General features: G+C 53.1%; 19 protein-coding genes. 9 read left to right on the forward strand and 10 right to left on the reverse strand.

All coding sequences use genetic code 11. The features are described from left to right. Positions 1–23: 23 nt before the first annotated feature. Genes KG118_RS04960 through KG118_RS04970 form a run of 3 tightly spaced genes read right to left on the reverse strand, consistent with a single transcriptional unit; the run spans position 24 to position 2538 of the window. Positions 24–788, reverse strand: coding sequence for a metallophosphoesterase (locus KG118_RS04960; protein WP_004293601.1), 765 nt, complete (start codon positions 786–788; stop codon positions 24–26). After that, positions 785–1567, reverse strand: a complete 783-nt coding sequence (locus tag KG118_RS04965) for a hypothetical protein (protein WP_008142932.1) — start codon at positions 1565–1567, stop codon at positions 785–787. The genes KG118_RS04960 and KG118_RS04965 overlap by 4 nt, the downstream gene beginning before the upstream one ends. Beyond that, complete coding sequence (locus KG118_RS04970) at positions 1561–2538, reverse strand: hypothetical protein (protein WP_004303975.1); 978 nt, start codon at positions 2536–2538, stop codon at positions 1561–1563. The genes KG118_RS04965 and KG118_RS04970 overlap by 7 nt, the downstream gene beginning before the upstream one ends. Positions 2539–2762: 224 nt before the next feature. Here KG118_RS04970 and KG118_RS04975 point away from each other — a divergent pair, with 224 nt between their 5' ends. From KG118_RS04975 to KG118_RS04995, 5 genes are all read left to right on the forward strand, one after another. Beyond that, a complete protein-coding gene (locus KG118_RS04975; protein ID WP_008860783.1) occupies positions 2763–3119 on the forward strand; it encodes a hypothetical protein in 357 nt (118 codons plus the stop codon). A gap of 11 nt (positions 3120–3130) precedes the next feature. Then, the gene (locus tag KG118_RS04980; protein WP_004293597.1) at positions 3131–3316 is read left to right on the forward strand and encodes a hypothetical protein; all 186 of its coding nucleotides are present in this window, start codon (positions 3131–3133) and stop codon (positions 3314–3316) included. 93 nt (positions 3317–3409) lie between these two features. Beyond that, positions 3410–7252: a phage tail tape measure protein gene (locus KG118_RS04985; protein WP_009316561.1), complete on the forward strand. Its 3843-nt coding sequence runs from the start codon at positions 3410–3412 to the stop codon at positions 7250–7252. A gap of 12 nt (positions 7253–7264) precedes the next feature. Then, positions 7265–8242: a DUF6046 domain-containing protein gene (locus KG118_RS04990; protein WP_004293595.1), complete on the forward strand. Its 978-nt coding sequence runs from the start codon at positions 7265–7267 to the stop codon at positions 8240–8242. Then, positions 8233–9558, forward strand: coding sequence for a hypothetical protein (locus tag KG118_RS04995; RefSeq protein WP_004293594.1), 1326 nt, complete (start codon positions 8233–8235; stop codon positions 9556–9558). The genes KG118_RS04990 and KG118_RS04995 overlap by 10 nt, the downstream gene beginning before the upstream one ends. A 9-nt stretch (positions 9559–9567) precedes the next feature. Here KG118_RS04995 and KG118_RS05000 read toward each other — a convergent pair whose 3' ends face one another. Next, the gene (locus KG118_RS05000) at positions 9568–10758 is read right to left on the reverse strand and encodes a toll/interleukin-1 receptor domain-containing protein (protein WP_224200102.1); all 1191 of its coding nucleotides are present in this window, start codon (positions 10756–10758) and stop codon (positions 9568–9570) included. 81 nt (positions 10759–10839) lie between these two features. On the opposite strand from KG118_RS05000, the gene KG118_RS05005 reads away from it, so the two are divergent. Genes KG118_RS05005 through KG118_RS05020 form a run of 4 tightly spaced genes read left to right on the forward strand, consistent with a single transcriptional unit; the run spans position 10840 to position 17003 of the window. Next, complete coding sequence (locus tag KG118_RS05005) at positions 10840–11730, forward strand: hypothetical protein (RefSeq protein WP_004293592.1); 891 nt, start codon at positions 10840–10842, stop codon at positions 11728–11730. Then, positions 11727–13415, forward strand: a complete 1689-nt coding sequence (locus KG118_RS05010) for a hypothetical protein (RefSeq protein ID WP_004293591.1) — start codon at positions 11727–11729, stop codon at positions 13413–13415. Before KG118_RS05005 ends, KG118_RS05010 begins: the two co-directional genes overlap by 4 nt. 3 nt (positions 13416–13418) lie before the next feature. Continuing rightward, complete coding sequence (locus tag KG118_RS05015) at positions 13419–15686, forward strand: hypothetical protein (RefSeq protein ID WP_004293590.1); 2268 nt, start codon at positions 13419–13421, stop codon at positions 15684–15686. A gap of 6 nt (positions 15687–15692) precedes the next feature. Beyond that, positions 15693–17003: a hypothetical protein gene (locus tag KG118_RS05020; RefSeq protein ID WP_004293589.1), complete on the forward strand. Its 1311-nt coding sequence runs from the start codon at positions 15693–15695 to the stop codon at positions 17001–17003. Positions 17004–17088: 85 nt separating this feature from the next. Here KG118_RS05020 and KG118_RS05025 read toward each other — a convergent pair whose 3' ends face one another. Genes KG118_RS05025 through KG118_RS05050 form a run of 6 tightly spaced genes read right to left on the reverse strand, consistent with a single transcriptional unit; the run spans position 17089 to position 23616 of the window. Continuing rightward, positions 17089–17853 carry an ABC transporter ATP-binding protein gene (locus KG118_RS05025; protein WP_004293588.1) on the reverse strand — a complete coding sequence of 255 codons (765 nt, stop codon included), beginning with the start codon at positions 17851–17853 and terminating at the stop codon, positions 17089–17091. Then, the gene (locus KG118_RS05030; RefSeq protein ID WP_004293587.1) at positions 17850–18830 is read right to left on the reverse strand and encodes a FecCD family ABC transporter permease; all 981 of its coding nucleotides are present in this window, start codon (positions 18828–18830) and stop codon (positions 17850–17852) included. The genes KG118_RS05025 and KG118_RS05030 overlap by 4 nt, the downstream gene beginning before the upstream one ends. Beyond that, positions 18831–19970, reverse strand: a complete 1140-nt coding sequence (locus KG118_RS05035; protein WP_213388365.1) for an ABC transporter substrate-binding protein — start codon at positions 19968–19970, stop codon at positions 18831–18833. Positions 19971–19994: 24 nt separating this feature from the next. After that, positions 19995–22052 carry a TonB-dependent receptor gene (locus KG118_RS05040; RefSeq protein WP_004293585.1) on the reverse strand — a complete coding sequence of 686 codons (2058 nt, stop codon included), beginning with the start codon at positions 22050–22052 and terminating at the stop codon, positions 19995–19997. Beyond that, positions 22049–22546, reverse strand: a complete 498-nt coding sequence (locus KG118_RS05045; protein ID WP_004303978.1) for a transposase — start codon at positions 22544–22546, stop codon at positions 22049–22051. The genes KG118_RS05040 and KG118_RS05045 overlap by 4 nt, the downstream gene beginning before the upstream one ends. After that, positions 22546–23616, reverse strand: a complete 1071-nt coding sequence (locus KG118_RS05050; protein WP_004293583.1) for a glutaminyl-peptide cyclotransferase — start codon at positions 23614–23616, stop codon at positions 22546–22548. Before KG118_RS05050 ends, KG118_RS05045 begins: the two co-directional genes overlap by 1 nt. Between the last annotated feature and the right edge of the window lie 3 nt (positions 23617–23619).

Consider the following 23619-nt stretch of genomic DNA (forward strand, 5'->3'; position numbering starts at 1 on the left):
GACGGGATTTATGTATGGCAGACTTAAATCGAAATATGCGCTTCCTTATCGAATGACGTATGCTCGTTACTGAACACATAGCCCAACTGGTTGCATATGCACCGGGTGTTTCCGATGACCTTATTGATATTGCGGTGCGAGTGGCCATATATCCAGTATTCAATCGGGCTGTCTGCAATGAAACCGCCAAGCTCCACGGTAAATGCCCCATTGAGCGGACTGCCCTTGAACTCCGGCGCCATCAGTTCGAATGACGGTACATGATGAGTGGCGACAATGAGATGTCTGGCAGTACTTTGTTTTACGCTCTGTTCCAGAAAACGGAAACAGCGCGAATGTTCGTCATTGAACCTTGTCCAGTCCAGCGGTTCGCTGCCGTAACGCATCCTGCGGAAATCTGTGATGGCTGCCTCAGTTTCATAGGCATCCTGCAACAGGATATGTGACCACAGTGTGGTAGCGATCAATTCTATATCGTTACCCAATGGGATAACGGCATTATAGTGGCAGGTGATGTTTTCCCTGATTTTGAGCGACCAGCCGTTATACAGCTTGTCTATGTCGAACATCTTGTAAAACTCGTGGTTTCCGGGAACCACGATGACCCGGCTGTAATTTCCGGAAGCCCAGTCCCAGAACGGATGTCTGGAGTAGTTCTCATCTCCGATATATCCTATATCTCCGGCAAGGACAAGCACTTCTCCGGCAACAGCCAGCGGGTTGTGCTTCAAAAAACTGCTGTTCTCCCGAAACTCGAGATGCAGGTCGGATGCGTATTGGATTCTCATTGTTGTGTTATGAAATTGGCTTCAAGTTGTTCCAATAACTGTTCTCCGGAAATGCTTTTAAGTCCTGCCGATTTGAAAAAATCAGAGTTTGGCACTTCTTCTTTGACAGCCAGGCAAAACCTGTCAACATCTTGTTTAAGCGAATCAGGAACTTCGTAGGTGTCGGCAGGAGCAAGCATGGCAACCAGCCGGAATACATCTTTCTTGTGCTTGACGATATGTTTGCTGTCCACTTGTTCTCCATTGCTTTTCCGCTCGGTCATTTCTAAATAGGCCCTGCATTTCAGACAGATAAGACTTTCAATGTTCGCAATATGTACGCCCTCCTCCAACGTGCTGTGTTCAATGGTATAATAATAATAGTCATCATCCATCAAAATGGCTGACAGACTTGACAGGTCATCATCAACCGGAATGGGGGTAATGTGGGCATCGTCCGGGAATTTGACAACCCCGATATTTCGTGAAAAGAGTTCTATCTGATACGGGAAATCCGGATTTCCCGGTTCCTTGAACCTGTAATATTCATGCCTGCATTCCCCGTTCCCGGTTCCCTTATTCCTTTGTCTGTACCCTGCGGTTTTTACAAACTCCCAGAATTTTGCAGCAAAATCCGAAGACAGCGCCTCCACAATCAGTATAATGTCTATGTCCTTGGTCGCCCTTGGAGTTTGTGCATATATTTCTTCATGCATTTCACAGGCAGTACCACCTATGATGACATAGTTTCCTTCATATCCGGTGAAAAACTCCCTGAATTTATCAATTCCTCTTACCATATCATATTATTTATCATAGTTTCCAATTCTATTTGAATGCGTTCATCATCCATATCCTTCATGGCCAGAAATAAAGACAATTTGTCTACAATGCCGTTTTTTGAGAAAAAACATGGATTGTAACGCCATATCTCTATGCGGGTCTCGCCATATTCCTTGTCTGTCCGGATTTGCAACCGTCGAGCTTCTTCTTTTGCAATGGCATAAGTGTCATTTTTTTCCTTGTTCAGCATTGAATATTCCGACAAGGCATTTACTCCACTAATACAAAATACTTCATCAGGCAGACTATCGGTATATACAATCCGCTCGATGGGGTTCGCCAGGAACGGCAACATCCTGTCCCATAATTCACGCTTTTTGAACTGAAATATCATACTCTTTGTCTTGCCGCCGGATAAAGCGATAACTTCTTTATCTTTCAGCCATCTGACCGCCCGGTTTACATTGGCATACGACACGTTGAAAAGATCTGCAATATCATAAGTTCCTTTCCCTTCGAGAGACTTTACTTCAAGATGATAAAGGATTATGCATTGGGCAATTGCAGGAATCTGCGTTTCTTCACCTCCCCCGATATTATTTTTATGCGGTTTCAAATCTATCAACAAATCCGGTATGAACATTTGCTTTTGCGGTATGATGAAATTTACACGATGTCTGACAAGACGCCGTACATTATAGGCCGCCACTGTACGCAATACAAATATTACCGGGCATTGGGCTTTTCGCTCAACCAGTTCTTTTTGTTTCCGCATCTGCCCCGGAGTATATGCAGAACTGTCTGCACTATACAGAAGAACTACGTCATGCCCCAACAAGTTAGCCGTACAAAATGTATAACCGGCAGTAATATTGGCTGGGAATGTATGCAAGACATCCTTTTCGACCGGCCTGATGTCCGCCCTCAAATCAAGCAATTCAGCGATGTACCGGCTTGTCACATCTATAAAATCATCTATTTTGCACATAATCATTTATGTTTGAGAATATGCAAAATTAACGATTATATACTATATATCAAAGAAATATATGAAATATATTCAGCGAAATTTCCTTTAAAGACTGATCTGGGAATATCAGGAGCAAAGAAGTTTTTTGTATAACATATGGATTACAAGTGAATAAGAACCGTGTCTTCAACCTTTCCACGATTCTTTGTCCTACTCTTTCGGTGAATCAAAACAAATTCGATATGGACGAAAAAATGCTTTCATTGGAACAGGAGATCAAGATCAAGGAAAAAGCCCTCAAACTGAAAGAGGAGAAGAAACTCCGCAAGATTTGTCCGATGGTCGTTTTCGGAGACACCGCAAACGGCGAGAAAGAGATTTATGTGGCCTACATGTCCGAACCGAGCTTTCCGCAGTTCAGCAAATTCATGGCCGCTTCCAAAAAGGACGAGGTAATCGCCATGCGCACGTTGGCCCGCGACTGCTTCGTGGACGGAGATAAGGAACTCGTGGACGACGAGTCGCTCTTCCTGTTCGGTCTGATGGGACAGCTTTCCGAGCTGATCACCACCCGCCAGAGTGTCCTGGTAAACTTATAAGCCGGTGGGTAGTGACCGACGAGCAGCGCATCCGCCAGCGGATGATCTATGTCCGCCACTACTTTCCCGGCGTCAACCTCGACACGATTTCCGACGAGGAGTTCGCGATGCTTTCCGAAGAGGCGTTGTGGCTGCACGAGCAGATGCTCATCAGCCGTATGCCCGTTCCGATGTCATTGCCGGAGAGGACTCCTTGACCTGCCGCCGTAAGCTTCCGGTTTGCGGCGGCCTTCGTTTCATAATCTCCGCCCTTGCGGAAAGACTATTCTTTTAACGCAGTACCCATTACCATGGCTCAGGAACAGAACTATCAGGTCAACTACTCCATCAACGTGGATGCCTCTCAGGGCACCAAGCAGGTTATCGCCTTCGGTGAGGCGGTAGGCAAGCTGGTACAGGCGAAAGCGTCCCTGACTCCGGCCGTCACGAACATCAAGAATATGATGGACGAGATAGACCGCGTGTTCCGCACCAAGAACGGCAAGAAACGTAATTTCGATTACCGCCTGACCATCGATACGAAAAAAAGCGAAGAGAAGCTGGAACGTATCAAGGGGTTACTCACGGATATTTCCACGCTTTCCAAAGGCATCAGCCTGACCATCAATGCCGGTCAGGCTTTGGACAGCAAGAAAATCAAGGCCAACGCCAAAAGCCTTTACGAGAAAAAGGCTGCCGAGATGCGCAAAGCGGAGATCGAAAAGAATGCCGCCTCGTCCGTTGGCACGATGGCAGACGCGCAGAAACGCATTACCAAAGCCATCGGGAAAATCAACTCCGCCCTGGTTTCCATGGAACGTGACCGGGAACTGCAAATCAAGACCGGGACGGCGGAAAACAGGTTGCAGCAGATACTTTCCCTATTGGGTCGTATCAAAAGTGCTTCTGTCATTTCTTTCAACATGCAGGGAGGCATACCATCCGAAGGACTCACACCTTCCGTTCCGGTGCCATATGCTCCGCAGGCCTTCGTAATGCCCGAAAAGGCCCGGCAAAAACTGATGGAACGGCTTTATGCAGGACAGCAGCTGCATCGCCAGAAACTGGTCCACGCGGAGGAGCTCTTTACCGCAGACCAGCGCCGTAAGGCGGCTCTGGCAGAAACCGCCGCGGCGGAAAAGCGGCGTGCCGATGAAGCGCGGGCTAAAGAACGGGAGTGCAAGAATGCCGCCCGTGCTGCGGAGAAAATACGCCGGCAGGCAGAACAGGCACGCCGTAAGGCAGAAACGGAACGTATAAAGGCCGAGCAGGCTGCAAGACGGCAGGAACAGCGCAATGCGATGCAGTCCGTCAGGCTCATGCAGCGGGAACATACTGCAGCCGGTACGCTCTACCGCAGTAAACGCCGTGCCGCCATCAACCGTATCCAGTATTCGAAAGCGCCGTCACTCAGGAACCTCCCGTTCGCTTCGATGCTCAATGCCTATATGGGTTACAGCCTGATCCGTTCGGAACTGACGAAGGCCATCGACTATTCCAACATCATGGAATCGGCACATTCCATCCTCCGTGTGGCGGACAGCGACCTCAAGACATTCGAGACCCGTTTTGACAGTATGGCCCGTCATGTCCGTAAAATCGGCATCGACACGAAATACACAGCCGTGGAGATTGCCGGTGCCGTCAAATACCTGTCGATGGCGGGCATGAATATCGAGACAATCAACAAGTCCATCCGCCCGATCACGAACCTGGCACTTATCGGTGACAACGACGTGTCGTATATCGCCGACCTGGCCACGAACATCATGGCCGGTTATGATATCCATAACGACAGCATGGACAGCGTGGCGGACATTATCTCCTCCACCATTTCCCGCTCGAATGTGAATATCGTGGAGATGGCGGAGTCATACAAGATGGCTGCCGGTTACCTGCGTATGGCGGGCGTGGACTTCACGGAAAGCAGTGCCGCCATCGGTCTTTTGGGCAATATGGGTCTGAAGGGAACGCTGGCGGGAACCTCGTTGCGTGCTCTTTCCACACGTTTTGCCAAACCTACCAAGGAGGCACAGGAAGTTCTGGACCGCCTGGGCATCCGGTTCACGGAAATGCGCGACATCGAGGGGGTGCAGGTCGAGAAACTCCGTCCTATAGCGGACATTTTCGAGGAATTGAACAAGAAGGGCGCGTCGATGGCGGATGTCCAGGCAATCTTCGGGAAAATTGGCGGTAACGCGGCGATGATGTTCCTGAAGAACTACGACAAACTACGAGAACTGACTTCATATAACCGGGGGTCCCAGGGCGTTTCCTCAGAACTGGCATTGGTAAAGCAGAATACGACCAAGGGATTGTGGGCGCAGGTGACCTCCCAGCTGACCGAAGGGTTCATGCAGGCATACGAGGTGTTGGAACCCTCTATCCGCACTGTGCTCCGCACTTTTCTGGCAAAGTTCAAGGCTCCGGAATTTACCCGTGGCCTGGTGTCCATCGGGAATGCCTTGTTGGACATCTTCACCGTGATCGGCAATATCGGCGCATGGGTGACCCGCAATTTCCATTGGATAGAACCGCTTGTCTTTACAGGCGTTGTCGCGACCCGGCTGTTCAAGGTGGCGGGAGCCCTGACGAATATCGGCATCGCCATGGGGTTTATCGGCAAACAGTCTGCGGCCACGACATCAATCAGTGTCGTGCAGGGGCTGCTGGGGGCGGGTGGTATCGGTAAGGTTTCGTTTGCCCAGAAGCGGGCCATCGTGTCGGCCATGCAGTCCGCAGGCGTGGCGGGACGGGGAGCGATGAACCGCGCCTTGATGGCCGGGGGCGGTGTCATCGGAGCCAAAGGAGTCCTGCAGTCGCTGTTTGCCACACAGGTGGCTACCGGCAGCGGACTGACCGGTGCTGCCGCCTCGTTGAGTGCCATCAGTACAGGCGCGGTTGCCGCCACGGCAGGTATAGCCGCATTGGTCGGGACTTTGGGATGGGTGGCTTACAAGACCTGGAAGATAAAGGAGGCGAAGGATGCCGTACTGGAAGAGATCGAATCGAACCGCAAGTACCGTTATCCGTCCATAGAGGCACTTTACTCCTCCCTGAGCGAGACCTATAACATGGCTGTCAAGACAAAGCGTGCCGTGGACGAGGTCGTTGCCGGCAAAAGTATCGAAGAGGCTTCGGGACATAAAATCGGAGCCTTCACATCCAACTGGTGGGCCGGGTTCTTGGGGGAATTTGCCATCGCTTCATCTGAGGGGATGGTATCGCGAGACCATGTGTATAACATGGACAAAGCCCGTCAGGATGACATAAGGGATGCGCTTGTCACCCTTGCCAAACGCGACAGCCAGACACGTATCGATGCCGCGTACGCCGAGTTCGGGAAGATGGGTACGGTATTGGAAGTGGACGCTTTCCTCAAGACGGTAAAGGAGCGTTTCGGGCAACAGGAGAAGGATCTCGACAAGTCTTTGTGGCGTATGCAGGATGGCAAGGCCGTCTATGTGAATGATATCGGGGACAGGTCGGAAGCGGTTGCCGCCCGCACATACGACTATGCCCGGTACATGAACACGCAGACCGTTCCGGAGATTGTGCGTGCCGCCACCGCTTATCGGAATGCCATATCGAGTGCCGCCAATGCGCATGAGCTGATGCGTAAGGGAGGGTTCGACTTTGACCAGTTCAGGGCCTGGGGATTCGAGCAGGACGAAAACGGGCTATGGAAACAGCGGGCACTGGGGCAGAACGCCACCGATGCGCAGCGTATAGACAACATCGCGCATCGCAAGCTGGCACATACGACACTCGTGAAGTTCTTTTCATCGCTCCGGCAGACTTTCGGAGGTTCGGCGGAGGCAGCCGAGAACATCCTCCGCGTGGCGGGCTTCACTCCCGACCAGTACGGCAACGAACCGGATTCCAACGATACACGTCCGTTTGCTGCCAACCCGATTACCAACACGCATCTGGATGACGGAGGGGCCGGCGGCAACTATTCCGGCACGGGGCGGTTGTCCTCGGCGGCACCTAAACAGGTCATCGTGAACATAGAGAGCCTGCTCAGTGTCAGGACCATCGACCTGATGAAGTCGAAGGAGGGGCAGACGGAAGAGATACAGAACCTGAAAGAACAACTGGCACAGGCGCTCATCGATGTCGTGCATGACTTCGATGCCTCCTGGAACGCATAAAATGAAAGGATTATGGGAAGACTGATACAAATCGCGGCCTCGACTTTGTTGAGCGGAGGCATACTCAACCACGGTTCGCTTGGCGGATACATCAGCAACGCCACGCGTCTGGCGTTGGGCATGGGGCTTGCCGAATTGCAGGACGGGCAGGTACATTACTTCTCCAGGCACCATGACCTGCTCAAACGGGCAGCCATACAGGTTGCCTCGCAGACGGCTTACGGGTTGCTACGTTCCTATCCCCGATACCTCAAATACTGGGAACAGCAGGTGCGGGACAAATATCTTCAGACACAGTCGCAGTCCAGCCTTGCGAACAAGACCGGACAGTACTACCAGCTCATCAGGGAACAGCAGGCGGTGGCGCAGAAGAAAAACCATATCGATTCCATCGTCGGCCGGACAGTGGCGGATTTTCTGGAACTGTCCATATCAGAGGAGGGGAAGTATTATGACAACAGCGAGTGCAAGGTTTTGCCGAACAGCCGGTATGGACTGGTGACATTCGTGGACCTGGGACCGCAGGTACAGGTCAGCAGCCGGAACAATATCCTGCTGACCCGGGTACAGGGGCGGGACTATACCCGCAAGGAATATATATCCGGGGGTGACCTCGAGATTACCATCAACGGCAAGATCACCTCCAAATACCCGGACGTGTATCCCGAGGCGGAAGTGTCCAAGTTTATCAGGCTGGTACAATACAAGGGTGTCATCGATTGCGACAACACGGTATTGCGCCAGTTCAACATTTCACGGTTGATTATACAGGGCTATACCTTACAGCCTACGGATTGCCGGAACGTGCAGCCGTATTCGCTGAACTGTGTCGCCGTGGAGCCATCGGAAGCCGTGGAACTGAAACTGGCGGAACAGGAAAAGGTGGACACGGCCATCAAGCACACGAACAAGTGGATCAAGTATGTTAAATTCGGTACGGAGGTCATCGACCCCGCCTCGTTGCTTAAACTGACACGTTTATGGGTATAGCTGCAATGGATATCCTCTGCTGTCGCATCACCATCGGGGATGCCGACCCATCCAATCCGATGAGGATACAGAACGGCGTGGAGATTACGGAAGTCCAGTCGCTCGAAATCAACGAGAGTTACAAGAAGCTGATCGGAACGGCCAAAGTGATATTCCCGAAAGGGTCGGTATGCCGCTCCACGATTATCGGGAACGTGACATTGGAGGGCAAGGACGTGTCGAGGATAACGACGGAGGTGATGCAGGACGGTGTCATCATCGAGAAACGCAGCGCGCAGCGTCTGGTTGACGAGACGACATTCAAGGTCGGACAGCGCATCAATATCAAGCTGGGCTACAACGGCGTGCTGAAAAATATGTTCGACGGATACATTACCGGATACAATTCGGACAGCACGCTGGAAATCCAGTGTGAGAATATGGCCTACAAACTCAAACTGAAACAGGCACCTCATTTCGAGACCCCGGCGAAAGGGACGACGGTGAACGAGGTGCTGGAAGGCAAGTATAATATCCTGAAAGATACCGGCTTCAGGATACACTCGGATACGAAGCGGTTTGAGATACATATCGGCAAGGTAAAGGTCACGGACAACTTCACGGTAGCGGATATCCTTTCCGAATGGTCGAAGTACAAGGTCTACTGTTTTTTAAAATACGATGCCGATGATGACGGGGCCATACCGTCCATTGCCGTCGGGCGTCCTTATTCGTCCAGCAAGGCTCAGCCGGTATTCCCGGAGGATGAATCGACAGGACCGTACAGGATATACTTCAACGAGCATGTGGCGCAGAGCAACCTGAAAGTGGTCAAGACCGATCCGAAGTTTTTGGCGGTGACGGGCAAGGCACTCGGGACGGATGAAAAATTCTTTGAGGTGACAGTACGCATGAATCCTGAATACGACCCGGCGACGCCGGGCAGCAAGGAGTTTCAGACGGTCAATGCCACGCAGATTTCAAAAAAGACGCACAAAGTAACGGGCAACACGACGGCATCAGGAGCGAAGACCAGGACCAAGGTGGATTTATCCACATATACCATCGTACCATATATGTCACCTCATGTCGGAATCAATTCCGACCGGCTTGTAGAAGAGACGACGGAATACTTTCGGAATTACAATCTGAACGGAATCACCGGCAATGTGACAGTATTCGGGGATTTCGGACTGTCTCCTGCCGTACAGGTGGAACTGATCGACTACCGTAATCCTTCCAAGAACGGCGTATACCTCGTGGAAGAGGTAACGACTACTTTCGGGGTGGGTGGATACAGGCAACAACTGAGTATTCCGTATAAAATTAGGAAATAAGATTTACCGTTATTCAACAGGAGGAATTTCTATCAATGGTTCTTCGTTTATTACCTTGATAATATTCGGAAGTTCGCTATTGTATTTATCGTCAGTAGAGCAATCAAAACCTTTTCTTCCACTAATGAAATCCGGTGTCGAAGTTTCAAAAGACCCTTTGCGTACAACCGGTATAAATTTAGTGGTTCCCTGATTGTTATATATTTCATGTGATATTATACCCCCTTCATAAGCGGCACCTCCTTTACCGGATTCAGCTTTCTCTTTATACTTTGGAGTCAGAATGCACAGAACTTTAGTTGCCTTACGGATGCTTTCAAGCATAAATTTAGGCAAGTCAGTTCCATGAGGTTGATACTGGTCTATTTGAGCATCAATCCCTCGTCTTCGCAAATCTTTGGCGAAAGTTTGAATCCAATTCATAAAGACATTGTCTTCTACCTCCCACGCATACGAAATCAACACAAACGGCTTGTTTTTATTCACAATTGGTTCTTCCGCCACTTTATTGAGAATTTCAGGCAGAGGCGTATTATCGATTGTAGGAATGTCTACATCTGCCCAAGGATTCAAAGCTTCTTGTATCGCATCTTTTGGAGTATTCATTAGCAGCAGCCTGTTTATTTTGATAGACAAATCTTTGAGGAATTTTTGTACATCATTCTCATCAAGAGCTAAAAATAAAGTCCTATACCATTTAATTCTTGATGTAAATTCTTCCTTTTCCCGCAATTCTGCCATATATTCCCCATATGTATGAGGTAACGACAATGTTGTTAAATATGGCCTGATTGTATTATAAAACAATGGTCCATCTACATACAGCGGCGCATAATCATTTTCTTTGTTCGATCCGATAATATTCCAAAGCTGTTCATATATATCTGATCTACTGGTCTCTTTTTCATAAATTGTCCGCTCAAGGGAAATTTTAGGAATAACACACTCTCCCCCATTTATAACATCGGCACCATTCTCCGTAAGAGCTATAAAATCTCTATCTTTTAAGTAGAGATAGCCATTATCAATGAGGGTATTTACCAGGAAATACAATATACCCAATTGATTACGAGTAAATTGCTTTTCAGCTGCAAATCTAAAATTTCTGAGCATGTTACCTTGCCCGGCTTTAAAGCATCTTGATTTTTGAAAGAAATCAAATATATATGTAATATAGGATTCTAAAATTTCTTGTTTCATAAGTAATATCATTGTCTTTGCAAAAGTACAAAATAATTGGCAACCAATAAACTATGCTCCTCCTATTCTTTCAAAAAACTCATGTCTTCAGACAAATCCAACCAGTTGCTTATCCGTGAGGCTATCCGCAAGATAGCCTTGGGACGGAGTATGGAGCGTATCAATCTGGCTCCCGGAGGCATGTCCGGTATCGGTACGGCCCGCATGATACACGGCTATGTCGCCAAGATACACGACAACCCCTCGGACGAGGAGTTTTCCGACTACGGCGGTACCATTGATGTCGGCGAGTACCCGGACGAGACGGCCTCCGCCGAACCTGTTATCCATAAAGGCGTGTTGCTCTCGGCCGCCACCAACAGCGAAGGCGGCTTCCTGATCGTCCCCGCACTTTTTTCCGACGTGACCATCTTCATGGATGCCGCCACCCGTTATGCCTATGTGGTTAACTTCTCCCATGTGGATATCCTGCGGCTCAATGCCCGCACGGAAACCGTCATCGGCGTGACCGAAATGGAGGAACTGGATCCGGAAAACGACTCTTCCCCGGACTACGACGAACTGGAAACCACCGGTAACGAGACCTCCACCCACTATACGCCGACGGCCGTCACAACAACCGTTAGGAATGACAAGGACAAGGAAGCGACAACCGTTATCGATGCGGAAAGCATCACGCATACGGTGGACAAGTCTGAAGTCAGACAGACAGCAGATAAAGTGGTACAAAAGGTCAATTCCACGACCGTTGCCGTTGCCGACAACAAGGTGACGCTCGGTGACGAGAATGCCACCGAGCCGCTGGTTCTGGGTAATGAGCTTGCCCGGCTGATGCTCGACTTCCTGACGGAATGTTCGAAAATCATGACTCCCACACTGATGGGCACGATGTCGCCGATCAATATGCCGAACTTCATCTCGCTGACATCACGTATCCAGAAATTTCTTTCCAAGACCAGCTATACCAAATGAGCGTACAACTGCATCCCGATATAGAAACCCTCGACAAGGAGAGCCTGTGCTATTCCATCTATGCACAGCTGTACCATAACTTTTTCAATGCCCAGCAGAAAAAGGACGACGAGCATCCTTACGGCATCGAGGAAGGCGACGAGACCAGCCTGAGACTGAAGAATACCGCTTACGGTTTTGCATCCGCCATTGCCGGAGCCGTTACGGGAGAAGGCGGTTCCGGAAGCGGTGGCTTGCTGTTGGATTACCTGAAGAAATCGGGCGGTGACATGACCGGCAAGCTCAGTGCCAATTACGGTTTCGAAGCCGGCATTGGAAACACCCGTATCCTGGAAACCTATTCGCAGGACATTACCGATCCGGAAGGTGTGGTAACTGCCATCGAGTACGGTATCAGGATTACCGGCAACCTGAAAGTCGGGGGCGACAGCCTGCATATCGGCGGCAGGCAGTTGCTCCGTTACGACGCGGACAAGGCCACCGCTACAATCAACGCTTCCCATATAGACTTTCTGGATGCGACGGTACATTCCAAAGGGGCATGGATTATCGGGGACGAGGATACAGGAATATCCATCTCCCCGACACGGCTGGCCGTGGGCGGGCAGGATGTCTATCATCGTGGCAACGCCAATACGGACACGGTGGATTGGACGATGCGGGACGGCATGGTGAGACGGAATCTGACGGTGCGAGGGAGTACGGTCATGGATGGCGGACTGAAAGCCTTGCAAGGCGTGGAACTGGGCGACAAAGGGAAATGTCTGCTTTCGTTTTCGGAAGAGGATGTCGCGCTCGGCGGGTTCCTCTCGTTCCTGGACGGATTCGGCATCCGGATCGGAGATGTTCCCGTACTGCTCTGTACCGACAAGGACAAGATACAGTTCGGGAGTATCGGCGGTGACCTTCTTTTAGGCGGCGACCATACCCCGAAGATACGCCTGTTCTCCGGCATATCGGACGTGGACGGCGAGTGTCTGATGCTTTCCCCTTACGGAAAGGCTTGTTTTCCGGGCTCGCTGACTGTCCGCCACAACTACGGCGCCGACCTGCTCTCCTCATACCGGGTAGACACTTCCGATGAAGGTATCGTTATCCACAAGCGCTTGCGGATGGGCACAGCAGAGGGATTTATGTTCACAGGCGACAGGGAGCGCGTATCGCTTTCTTCCGAGGTAATCTACGAGGAAGAGGACGTAAGGACGGCTATCCCTCACAGCACGGATTTTTCACACCGTCCGTCCGTGAGCTGTTATGCCCCGCAGAACCGTCACAGCGAATCGTTCCATATCCGCACCGATGCCGATTTCGTTACGGTCGCTGTTCCGTTGGAAGCAGCCGGGCATATCGGAATCCATGCGTCGCCCACCCGGATTACTGACAGAATCCTATACTTGACAGAGGCGTTACGCCTGCAAGCGGTGGAGGACGGTATCCGGCATTACGGAAACAGCGTCTTTACCGGGTCGCTCTCTTCGGAGTTCTTTTCCCCGGGCCTTTCCGGAAGCGGATGGGCTGTCCGCCGGAACCGGACGACAGGAGGCGTCTCCGCCACATTCGACGAGGTGGTGGCCCGCCGTAAGTTCCGCGCCTATGAGTTCGAGGTCGAAAAGACTTCGGTAACCAACGGTTCCTTCTGGATCAGCGACAGCTGTTCGGGAGACACCGTGGAAAAACTGTCATAATCCATGTCCGTATTCCGTTATCCGACATACAAGATCCGTATTGCCCCCGACTCGCAGAAGACACAGGGACTGCAAGCCGGGGATATCATCCGCAGGCAATATGCCGAACGGGAGCGTACCGTCTATTCGCTGATGTGCGTGACAGAAACCGGAACGGAGCTTGTCGGAGACAAGGACGCCCCTTATTTCATCGGGGCATTGCTGGACGGGGACGAACCGCAGGGCGGTGAACTGCTGGACTTCGTGCGGATTACCAACCTGTTCGATACGGCACGTAGCGGCGCCTTGTACCTGACGGCTTCTGACAGCGATTCACCCTATATGGATGTCATCGACGGCATGGCGACCGAACGCTCCCTGTGCTATCCCGTCATGGACGGAGGCATGGCGGGAGTGCCGGACAAGTCCAGGTACGCCGTTTATGGCAGCATGCTGCAAACGGAATATCTGGATGCCGATTCGGAAGCGACACGCATTGTCCGCATTATCCGCAACGCGGAACCGGCAGGAAACGCTTCCTTCGGGCTGATGCTGACATTGGAAGAACCGGTCGGATACCCGGAGCGCCTGCTGGTATCGTTCAAGGTCAGGTCTTCCAAAACATCAGGTTCCGTACCGATCCGATTCGGCTATACGAACCGTGAAAAGACGGATGCGGAAGATGAAATCTCCATCGGCCGGGAATGGAAGTACAAGTTATGGGTCATCACCGTGGATTACCCGGCACAGTACAGCCGGAGCCTGTTTCTTGACCTGACATCAAGCCTGGCCTCCGAGGGGGACTGGTGCGAGGTCGCCGACCTGAACATTGTTCGTCTTGCCTCCGTATCCGCTTTCAGCGAGGCGAGCAAGGCCCGTGTGGGAAAGGTCAGCGGCATCATCGATCCGGTCTTCGGCATGTTGGATGGTTACGGGGCCTATTTCCAGAATCTCTATGCCACACGCAATGTCAATATAGCCGGCACGCTTACCGCGGGAGACGAGAACGGTTTTTCAAGCACGTTTTATGTGGGCAAAATCCACAAGAATGTCATACCCGACAGCCTGTCCTGCCGGTTCAGCCATTCGGAAGAGCTGGATGAAACATCTCCCGCCGGACTCGGGCGGTGTGTACGGATAGCCGGAGACAGTCTTCTTGGTGCGCAAAGTGCCGCCTGGCGGGAGGCTCATACAGGAGTCTGTTATTGTTTCTCAGTCTGGATAAAAGCGGAAGATACGGCAGCCATCCGGTTCTATCAGGATGAACATCTTGTCGGTGATCGGACGGTGGCTGCCGGTAAAGGATGGGTCCGTTATAATGTCCCGTTCCTCATACGCGGGTCAGATTCCCCCGTCATGTGTCTCGGCATTGCCGCTTCCGTCCCCCTGTCGTTGTCCGCCCCTCAATTGGAGGCCGGAAGGAACGTGACCCCCTATCAGGCGACCGATGAAGCCTTGTCCTACACGGACGATTACGGTGCCTGGTTCAATAAGGGAGGTATCGGGGGTACCATACAGAATCCCCTGTTGCGGCTGAACGAAGACGGCTCGATCGTTTCACGGGACGGTTCTTTCGTCATCCATCCGGACGGGACGGGCCATTTCGCCTCGGGACGGTTCAAGTGGGGCAAGGATACCATCGAACTGCGCGATGTGACCATCCGCTGGGAAGACCTCGATGAGGAGGCGCAGGAACTGCTCAAGCCCCGTTCCGTCTCCCTGACAGGCGGCACGGCGTTCCATTTCAAGGACGAGCTTTCAGGCGCATGCGAGCCGGAGAATATCCCGCTTGTGGCGACCGAATACAATTTCGAGCCGGAAAGTCGGCAGTGGGAATACCTTGCCGTTGACGGCATATGGAAAGATGCCGGATGCAATGCCGCCGTATTTGAAATGACACCCCCGTTTCATGGCTGGGAAGGGCGCGACGTGCTGACCCTCCGCTACACGGCAACATACCGTAATGAAAAAATCAGTGCGACCCATACCTTTTTCAAACTTTACGACGGATCTCCCTCCTATACTGTTTATGTGGAGTCTGAAAACGGCACGACATTCCGCAACGGAATCGTCTCGACGGTACTCCGTGCCAGGGTGTACAGGGGCGGTGAAGAGATTACATCGCTCATTCCCGACGGCAATTTCCGCTGGATACGGACGAGCCGCGATACGGAGAGTGACAGGATATGGAACGCCGCACCGCGTTACGGCAGGGAGATAGAGATAACCGGCGGGGACGTGTGGCGCAAGGCCGTTTTCGATTGCGAAGTGGAAATAACAAATAACCGATAATCTATTATGGCAGTAAAAGTAGCCCGCGGGCAGGTCACCATCATCGACCAGAACGACGCGGTATCGTTGCAGGCATTCATCGGCTCCTCGCAGCCCCTGACACAGGTGTACAACAGAGACAACAATGCCTATGCCCCTTCGTGGGCGGCTTCTCCCTATCTGGTACTTACCCCTTCGCTCTTCGTCAGCGGTCAGGCGGCGACCGACCAGATCACCTCGGTAGGCAATGCCGCGACGCTTACGGCAGGCGTGAAGAGCGGCTCGGCCAAGTGGTACAAGAACGGTACGGCGATCGTCTCCGGACAGGACAGCTGCACCATCGGCGCGGCATCGGCCAAGTATGCCCTTACCGTCAAAGCCAACCACATGACCGTTTCCGCTCCGCAAGTGCGTTATACTTTCGAGGCGGTTTACATCGACGCCAACGGGCTGGAGATTCCGTTCCGGGCGGAGATTCAGTTCACGCAGCACCTGAACGCCGGAGCGATGATCGCCGCCGTGGCGTATGCACCCGACGGCATCGTATTCAAGAACGACGAGGTGGCGACGCTCAGGGCGCATTGCGACCTGTGGCGCGGAGCCTCTATCGACACGACGAACGTCACCTACGCGTGGGGCATCAAGGATTCGGCGGTATTCGCGGGCACGACACTGACAGCTGCCGCGGCAGCCGGAGCCACGACCATAACGGTCGCTTCGGTAATGAACATGGAGGCGGGAGGCAGGATAACCATAGGATCGGCACAGTACACCATTTCGGCAGTCAACGCCTCCACGAAGGTCGTGACGCTGACCTCCGCACTGAGTGCCGCAGCCGCATCGGGAGCCGCCGTTTCGTGTCCCTACTACAACTCCATGCTGGGTGCCGGCTGGGCATGCCTTACCTCGACCAATCCTCGGGGCGTGACGGCAGGCTGGACGACAAACGAAATCACGATTACGGCAGATGCCGTTCTCAACTTCGAGACCTTCAAGTGCGCCATCAAGGATACGGACACCTCGGCGGGCAACGCCTCGGCGAACAAGGTCGTCTGCGACATCATCTCCTTCACGGATATGTCCGACCCCATCACGGTTGATCTGGTCAGCCAGAAGGGGTTCACCATCAAGAACAACGGCAATGACGTGGATGCCAAAGCCGTGTTATACAGGGGCGGTGAGGAAATCGACACGGGCGGGACAGCTTATACCTATACATGGAAACTGTGGAACTCTGCCGGGACTTCCGTCGTGAAGACCTACACGGGAAAATCCATCACGGTCTCGAAAGCCGATGTGACGGGGAAAGGCGTGCTGATGTGCGAGGTATCGAAATAAACGACATGTCTTACAACGAATACGAGGGTGCCAAATACTTTTTGGGACACCCTCATTGCGTCTGACGTGTTTCCCGACAGGAAAGTCAGTCTCTTGGCATGGATTTCACGATCCCGCTCACGGGGTCGAATTGTACGGCGGCATTGTTGAACAGCCGCTCGATATGCCCGCTGCGGATCATTTCGGAGGTCGGCAGACAGTGAAGGACGGGCGTATCGATAAGGGCTATTCTGTCACTCAGCGAGAGGGCTATATCCAGTTCGTGAGTGGAGAACAGAATGCATTTGCCCTCAGCATGCGCTAACCGTGCGAGCAGGGAACACAATTCGTAACGGTTGGGCATGTCAAGAAACGAGGTCGGCTCGTCCAACAGGATGACGGGCGTTTCCTGAGCCAGAGCACGGGCTATCATAATGCGCTGGCATTCACCGTCCGACATCTTATCCATCGTGCGGCCGGCATACGCCTCCATTCCGACCGAAGAGAGCGACCGCATGACGATTTCCCTATCTTGAGGCTGCATGCGGCCGATCCAGTTGGTGTAAGGGGCGCGGCCGATAGCCACGACATCCTCGCACCGCAGGTTGGCGATGCGTGTGCGCTCGGTCGTGACAAATGCCAGTTGCCTTGCCTTCTCCGGAGTTCTCATGTTTGCGATACAATGTCCGTCGAGCAGGATTTTACCGCAATAATTATGATTCAGTCCGGCTATGGCACGGAGAAGTGTAGATTTCCCCGTGCCGTTCCTGCCAATAAGGGCAGTCAGCTGTCCTCTTTTGAAAGAGGCATCGACCTTATCGAGAAGCCTCTTCTCTGCGTAGCCTATGGAAAAATCGCACAGTTCTATCATACCGTCATCGATTTATTGCGTAAAACCACCCATACGACTATCGGGATTCCCAGCAGTGCGGTAATGGCATTTACGGGCAAAGTGAACATTTTGGAAACGATATCGCAAAGAAGCAATACCGCCGCCCCCGAGAGAAGGGTTCCCGGCAGGAGCACGCGGTGGTCGGCCTCGCGGAAGAGCATCCGCGCGACGTGAGGCATGGCAAGACCGATGAAGCCGATCGGGCCGCAGAAAGCCGTTACCGTGCCGGCCAGCAGCGTCGTCGAGAGAAACAGCAGACCGCGCGAACGGCGGATATTCAGTCCCATCGTTACGGCATATTCCTCGCCGAAGAGCAGGAGGTTGAGCGGTTTGATCGTCCATACGGCCAGCAGCAACCCGACGATGACCGACGGAAGGAGGATGGCGAGCTGCGGCACCGTCACGTCGCCGAGCGACCCCATCGTCCAGATGACGAACGCCTTTAACGCCTCCTCTTTGCTCAGATATTGCAATATCTGCACGACAGCGCTCACGCCTGACGAGAACATCATACCCAAAATCAATATCACCATAATGTCCTTTATGCGGTGTCCGACGGCAGCGATTACGAGCAGCACGACGGCCGCACCCAGCCAAGCCGCTCCGGCGATGCCTATCGACGAGCCGACGCCTGCCAGCACCACGAGCGCCACGCCGAGGCTTGCACCCGAGCTGATGCCCAGCACGTAGGGGCCGGCCAGCGGATTGCGGAACAATGTCTGCATCTGCAAGCCGCTGACCGATAGCGCCGCCCCGGCCAGCAGAGCCACAACCGCCTTTATCAGCCGTATGTTCAGTACGATTTTCGCCGTAGTCCGCGGGCAGTCGCCGCCCGTCAGGGCCGCCCATACGTCGCCGACGGGAATGCGAACCGCGCCCACAGCCAAATCCAACAGGAAGAGGCCGACCGTAAGCACGGACAACGCGGTGAACAGGATGACGGGGCGTGAACGCATCTATTTCAGTTGTTTGTAGTATACGAAATCTTCTTCGACCAACTCGGGGTGGAATATCTTCACGAGGTCGCGCAGAAGAAGGTCGGGATTCACGACGGCCGATTCGTAGTAGTCGTTGCCTCCGGCGGCATTGGTGCGGGCGTTGTTGTTATAGACATAGCCGTTTCGGACGCAGCGGGTATCGGCGAACTTCGGGCAGGCGGCTTTCAGTTCGTCGAGTGTGTTCGCCATGCCGACGTTCAGCCACATATCGGCCTCCGAAGCGAGCAGGTATGCCTCCTCCAAGTCGATAGGCGTCGAAGAGTTGCCCGTGTTCTTCTTGTAGATGTAGTCGCCTCCGGCGTCGGTAATCAGCCGCACGGCATAGTTTTCCGTCGAGGGCATGAACCACGAATCGCCGTAGGGCGTATTGAGCATGACCGACGGGGCATCGAGAACGGCACCGGACACTTTCTGTTTCAGCGCATTGTATCGGATCGGAATATCCGCGAATACCTTTTCGCCCTTCGCGCGTTTCCCGACGACCTCCGAAAGCGCCACCAGCCATTCGGCTTTGCCCAGCGGAGATTCTTCGAGATAATCGCCGACATACATGAACGGGATGCCGAGCTCCTTGAGTTTGCTCTCCATCGCACTGGCCCCGTTCACGCCGAAAAGCAGCACAAGGTCAAGGTCGAGCGACAACAGAAGTTCATAATTGATATTTCCCTCGTAACCCACGTCGCCGATGCTGTCGCGGCGTGCCTGAATGTCGGGATTGGAGATATAGTCGAGTCCCGAAACGCCGACCACACGTGCCGTCTCGCCGATGGCGTCGAGCATGGCGATATGGGTCGAGGACATCGCCACGATGCGCTGCGCATCCCCTTCGAGGACCTGCCCGTCGAAACCCTCGGGAACGGGTTCCCCGTTACGGGAGATGAACAACCGGGTGGTGACGCTATCCGCGCCCTGCCACGGATTCATGACGGAAACCAGCACGCTCTGTCTGCCGTCTGCTCTTTCAATCTTGAATCCCGAGGCATATTCGGGAGCGTAAAGCTGTTTGTTGAAATCGGCAAGTTGGGAACTCTTGCCACGACAGCCTGCAAATGCCAGCGCAAGCAGCACCATCAGGCTCAAATTCTTTAATACTTTCATATCATTACCTTATTTACGTTTACATTATTTTCTGCTTTTCCCGAATTTCGGGGTGATGCCGATGAAGAACTCGAAGTTGATGCCGGGCATAGGACGCGACAGCACCGAGAGATAGTCCTCGTTGAACAGGTTATTGACGGCAAGTTTCAACTGTACATCCAGCGGTTTGAACGACAGCATTTTCTCCAGTGAGATATTGCTCATGAAATACCGGGGCAGGTGGCCTGTCAGCGTGTAATCGTTGCTCGACATGGTGAAACGTTCCGAGTAGTAAGCCCACTTGTAGAGGAACGCCCACGTCCGCCATGACAGCCGTCCTGTCAGCGAGGCGGAGTGCTCCGGCACGTAAGGCAGTTGTTTTCCCACCGACTGGTCGGCGGGCGACATCTTTTCGCCCTCGTTGATGGAGGGGGTCCACGAATAGGAACCGTTCAGGTCTATCAGCCAGTCCTTTGCCGGCTGCACGGCAAGGTTGGCCTTCACTTCGACACCGTAGGCATGGACTTTCTTCACGTTGCGCGGCGAGAAGAACCCCTTGGTCGTCGGCAGCCAGATGATCCAGTCGTCGATGTAGGAGTCGAACCAGCTTGCGCTGCCGCCCAGTTTATATACCCCCTTTTTGCCGACATCGAAACTCACTCCGGCGTCATAGCTGAAGCCGTGTTCGTTTTTAAGGTCGGGGTTGCCGCCCGGCAGAAAGTAGAGGTCGTTCAAAGTCGGAAAACGATAGTTGCGCGATACGGAGGCTTTCACCATCACGTTCCCTTTGCGCGAAATCAGTCCGTCGATGAAGAATGCCGGGATGAGCGGAGCCCATTTGTCGCCCGACATCTCCTCGCGCAAGACCAGCGACAAGCCCAACGGCTCGACAGGCTGCCATTTGGCCGATACAGAACCGGAGAGCTCGACACGCCCCTTGTCATATCCGACGACGGCTTTGTTGCCATCCTGAAGGATGATGTTCTTGTCTTCGCTGCGCACGAGATGCTGGTACACGGATACGTTCGAGGTGAAGAACCATTTCCTGCCGGGCGAGTATTCCGCTTCCGCCTGTCCGTAGAACGTGTTTATCTTGCTCCGCGAACGGGTCATGGAGGCCCAGTTGTCCGGCGCCACCTCACGACGGTAGTCGTAGGCCATCCACGTATGGATATAACCGCCTTTCACGCCGACTTTCCATTTCTCTTTGATATGGTCCCATGACAGGACACCACGAAACGTCTGCTCCCGCTGGCGGTTCTCGAAGGCGGTCTCATCGCCGTAATCGGTCGTGAGCATCGGCAGTTCCCGGTTGGAGTTGATATACCATGCGTTCAACCCGAAACGGTCGCCTTTCAGGGTGTTGTAATATACCTCCTGCAACAGGTGCAGGTCCTTGAACGAACCCGATCGGTTGCGTTCCTTGGGATGATACTGTCCGATGATGTTCTTCTCCTCGTCGTAGATATTTATCTTCTTGTCGTGGTTGGTGTACTTGTAATCGTTGGGCGACGACGAATAGACCGCGCGGGTCGAGACCTGCCATCGGTCGCTGCCGTAGGTGAAGCGGGCGAACTCGTCGAACGTGCGGAACGACCCGATGCCCTGCACGTATTGGGCATGGAAGCCCTCGCCGACCTGCGGCGTAGTACCGAGTTTGACAAGTCCGCCGAGTCCGCCGCCCGTTTCATTCACCGACGACGTGCCATGAAGCAGCGAGGCCTGATCTATGAAGTAGGACGGTATGGTGGAAAAGTCGGTCATACCCAGCATGGGATTGTTGATGCGCATGCCGTTCCACGTCACCTGCGTGTGGCTGGGCGACGTGCCGCGGAAAGCAACGGTGGAGAGCGTGGCGCGTCCGTAACTCTTGACGAACACGGACGAATTGAACGTCAGAATGTCGGCCATCGATAAGGCAATGTTCTCTTTCAGTGCGAGCGAGTCGAACTTCGTCTTCTGCACGCCGATTTCTTTCATCGGGCGTTTGCCCCACACCGTGACCTCGTCTATCTGGTGGATGCGTCGTGTGATTCCCTGCGCGGACAATACGGACGGACAGACGAGCAGTAGCGAGAAAAGTATGTATTTCGTATAAATCATTTGATTCCGTTTTTAGGGTGGGTATTCGCGGAAAAATGTACCGTGGAGGATGCCGGCACGGACGTTTGATGCGGGTCGAACCCATTCTCTTCAAGCAGTTGTCCGTATTCTTCCTCGAACGAGATCTCCTGATGGATTGTATGCTGCTCCTCGATGTGCCGTCTGAGCCGGTGAAGGTCGCTGAACGACACGCTGAACGAGTCGAATCCGGCAGCCCAACCGGAGAAGTCGGCATATTCCGGGGTTTTCTGGTATACCGTTCCCGTGGCGCCTTTCACCTTGTTCACGATCTTGCTGAAATCCCCGGAATTCGGAATCTCGACAAGTACATGCACGTGGTTGAGAAAGGCATTGGCGGCATGTACGCGGCAACCTTTCCCTGTAAAAATCCGTGTCATCCGCTCGAGCATCAAACCTTTTCCCGTTGTCGGAATCGTCATCTTGCGTCCTTTGGTAACGAAGATGAGATGGTATAGGTGTCGTATCCTGCCCATCACTTCCAACAAAATGCGCCGGGGATTATCCCGACATAGAATTCATCGATCAGTTCACCTTCGGACGAGTAGCGGTAGACAATGCCCTGCTGCTGGTAGTCGATGGCATCGGCCACGTAGACATCGCCACGCACGGGGTCGACGGTCAGGCCGTAATAAATCGTACCGCTGTATTCGAGGAACGGGCGCACGGGAACACGTTCCGCATCCACGTCCATCGACCATATGTCCTTGTTGATCCAGTAGAGCTTGTCGCCCGTACCGTTGAGCTGCACCTCCGAAGGCCAGTCGCCCATCTTGAACTTGAACTGCTTCTCTACGGTGAACGTCTCGGCATCGATGCGGTAGAGAGACGGGGCTTCGTAGCCGTAGGGCGAACCCTCGTACCCACCGTCGGTGATCGTCCACATCTTGTGGTTCTTGTCCATTACCAGCGAGGTGGGCTGGATGCCGACTTTCAGTTCTTCTACCACCTGATCCGTTTCGGTATCGATCTTGATGATGCGGTTTTGGTACGACCAGCAGTTGCAATAGACATATTTGCCATACTGCACCATCTGCTCCGTGGAGCCGCTTTCCATCGTCATGTCCGGCACCTGGATGTAACCGGTGATTTCATATTTCTTGGGGTTGATGATGAAGATGCGGTTGTCCCACAATTGGGTGACATAGGCTTTCTCGTCGCTGAGGAAATGGATATAGCGCGGCGAAGTCAGGTTCGTGATACGGCCCACCTCTTTGAACGTATTGAGGTCGATGGCGAAAATCACGTGGGAATTGTTCACCACGACCCAGCCCTTATTGTCGTGGATGCACATCGATTGCGCCACGTCGCCCAGCTTCATGCCGTTGGCACGGAAGAACACTTCATTCTGCACCTGTTGGGTTTCGGGGTCGTAGTACGACAACGTGGCATTGCCGTACTGGAAGTTGCCCTCGTTGGTGATGAACAACCCGGCTCCGGTAGCGTTGAAATCTTCCACCGCATCTCCGTAGTCCCACTCCATGCAGCCCGCCAGCAACAGCGGCAACCCGCATAGAAGAATGATATGTCGTATCAGATGTTTCATTGG

It is taken from the genome of Bacteroides propionicigenes, assembly GCF_018390535.1.
Taxonomy (GTDB): domain Bacteria; phylum Bacteroidota; class Bacteroidia; order Bacteroidales; family Bacteroidaceae; genus Bacteroides; species Bacteroides propionicigenes.

What these genes read in the sequence shown, in the direction of transcription:
- KG118_RS04990 (WP_004293595.1), top strand. Translation starts at nt 7,265, where the DNA reads ATGGGAAGACTGATACAAATCGCGGCCTCGACTTTGTTGAGCGGAGGC.
- KG118_RS05040 (WP_004293585.1), bottom strand. Translation starts at nt 22,052, where the DNA reads ATGATTTATACGAAATACATACTTTTCTCGCTACTGCTCGTCTGTCCG.
- KG118_RS05050 (WP_004293583.1), bottom strand. Translation starts at nt 23,616, where the DNA reads ATGAAACATCTGATACGACATATCATTCTTCTATGCGGGTTGCCGCTG.
- KG118_RS04985 (WP_009316561.1), top strand. Translation starts at nt 3,410, where the DNA reads ATGGCTCAGGAACAGAACTATCAGGTCAACTACTCCATCAACGTGGAT.
- KG118_RS05030 (WP_004293587.1), bottom strand. Translation starts at nt 18,830, where the DNA reads ATGCGTTCACGCCCCGTCATCCTGTTCACCGCGTTGTCCGTGCTTACG.
- KG118_RS05035 (WP_213388365.1), bottom strand. Translation starts at nt 19,970, where the DNA reads ATGAAAGTATTAAAGAATTTGAGCCTGATGGTGCTGCTTGCGCTGGCA.
- KG118_RS05025 (WP_004293588.1), bottom strand. Translation starts at nt 17,853, where the DNA reads ATGATAGAACTGTGCGATTTTTCCATAGGCTACGCAGAGAAGAGGCTT.
- KG118_RS05005 (WP_004293592.1), top strand. Translation starts at nt 10,840, where the DNA reads ATGTCTTCAGACAAATCCAACCAGTTGCTTATCCGTGAGGCTATCCGC.
- KG118_RS05000 (WP_224200102.1), bottom strand. Translation starts at nt 10,758, where the DNA reads ATGAAACAAGAAATTTTAGAATCCTATATTACATATATATTTGATTTC.
- KG118_RS05020 (WP_004293589.1), top strand. Translation starts at nt 15,693, where the DNA reads ATGGCAGTAAAAGTAGCCCGCGGGCAGGTCACCATCATCGACCAGAAC.
- KG118_RS05015 (WP_004293590.1), top strand. Translation starts at nt 13,419, where the DNA reads ATGTCCGTATTCCGTTATCCGACATACAAGATCCGTATTGCCCCCGAC.
- KG118_RS05045 (WP_004303978.1), bottom strand. Translation starts at nt 22,546, where the DNA reads ATGGGCAGGATACGACACCTATACCATCTCATCTTCGTTACCAAAGGA.
- KG118_RS04995 (WP_004293594.1), top strand. Translation starts at nt 8,233, where the DNA reads ATGGGTATAGCTGCAATGGATATCCTCTGCTGTCGCATCACCATCGGG.
- KG118_RS04965 (WP_008142932.1), bottom strand. Translation starts at nt 1,567, where the DNA reads ATGGTAAGAGGAATTGATAAATTCAGGGAGTTTTTCACCGGATATGAA.
- KG118_RS04975 (WP_008860783.1), top strand. Translation starts at nt 2,763, where the DNA reads ATGGACGAAAAAATGCTTTCATTGGAACAGGAGATCAAGATCAAGGAA.
- KG118_RS04970 (WP_004303975.1), bottom strand. Translation starts at nt 2,538, where the DNA reads ATGTGCAAAATAGATGATTTTATAGATGTGACAAGCCGGTACATCGCT.
- KG118_RS04960 (WP_004293601.1), bottom strand. Translation starts at nt 788, where the DNA reads ATGAGAATCCAATACGCATCCGACCTGCATCTCGAGTTTCGGGAGAAC.
- KG118_RS05010 (WP_004293591.1), top strand. Translation starts at nt 11,727, where the DNA reads ATGAGCGTACAACTGCATCCCGATATAGAAACCCTCGACAAGGAGAGC.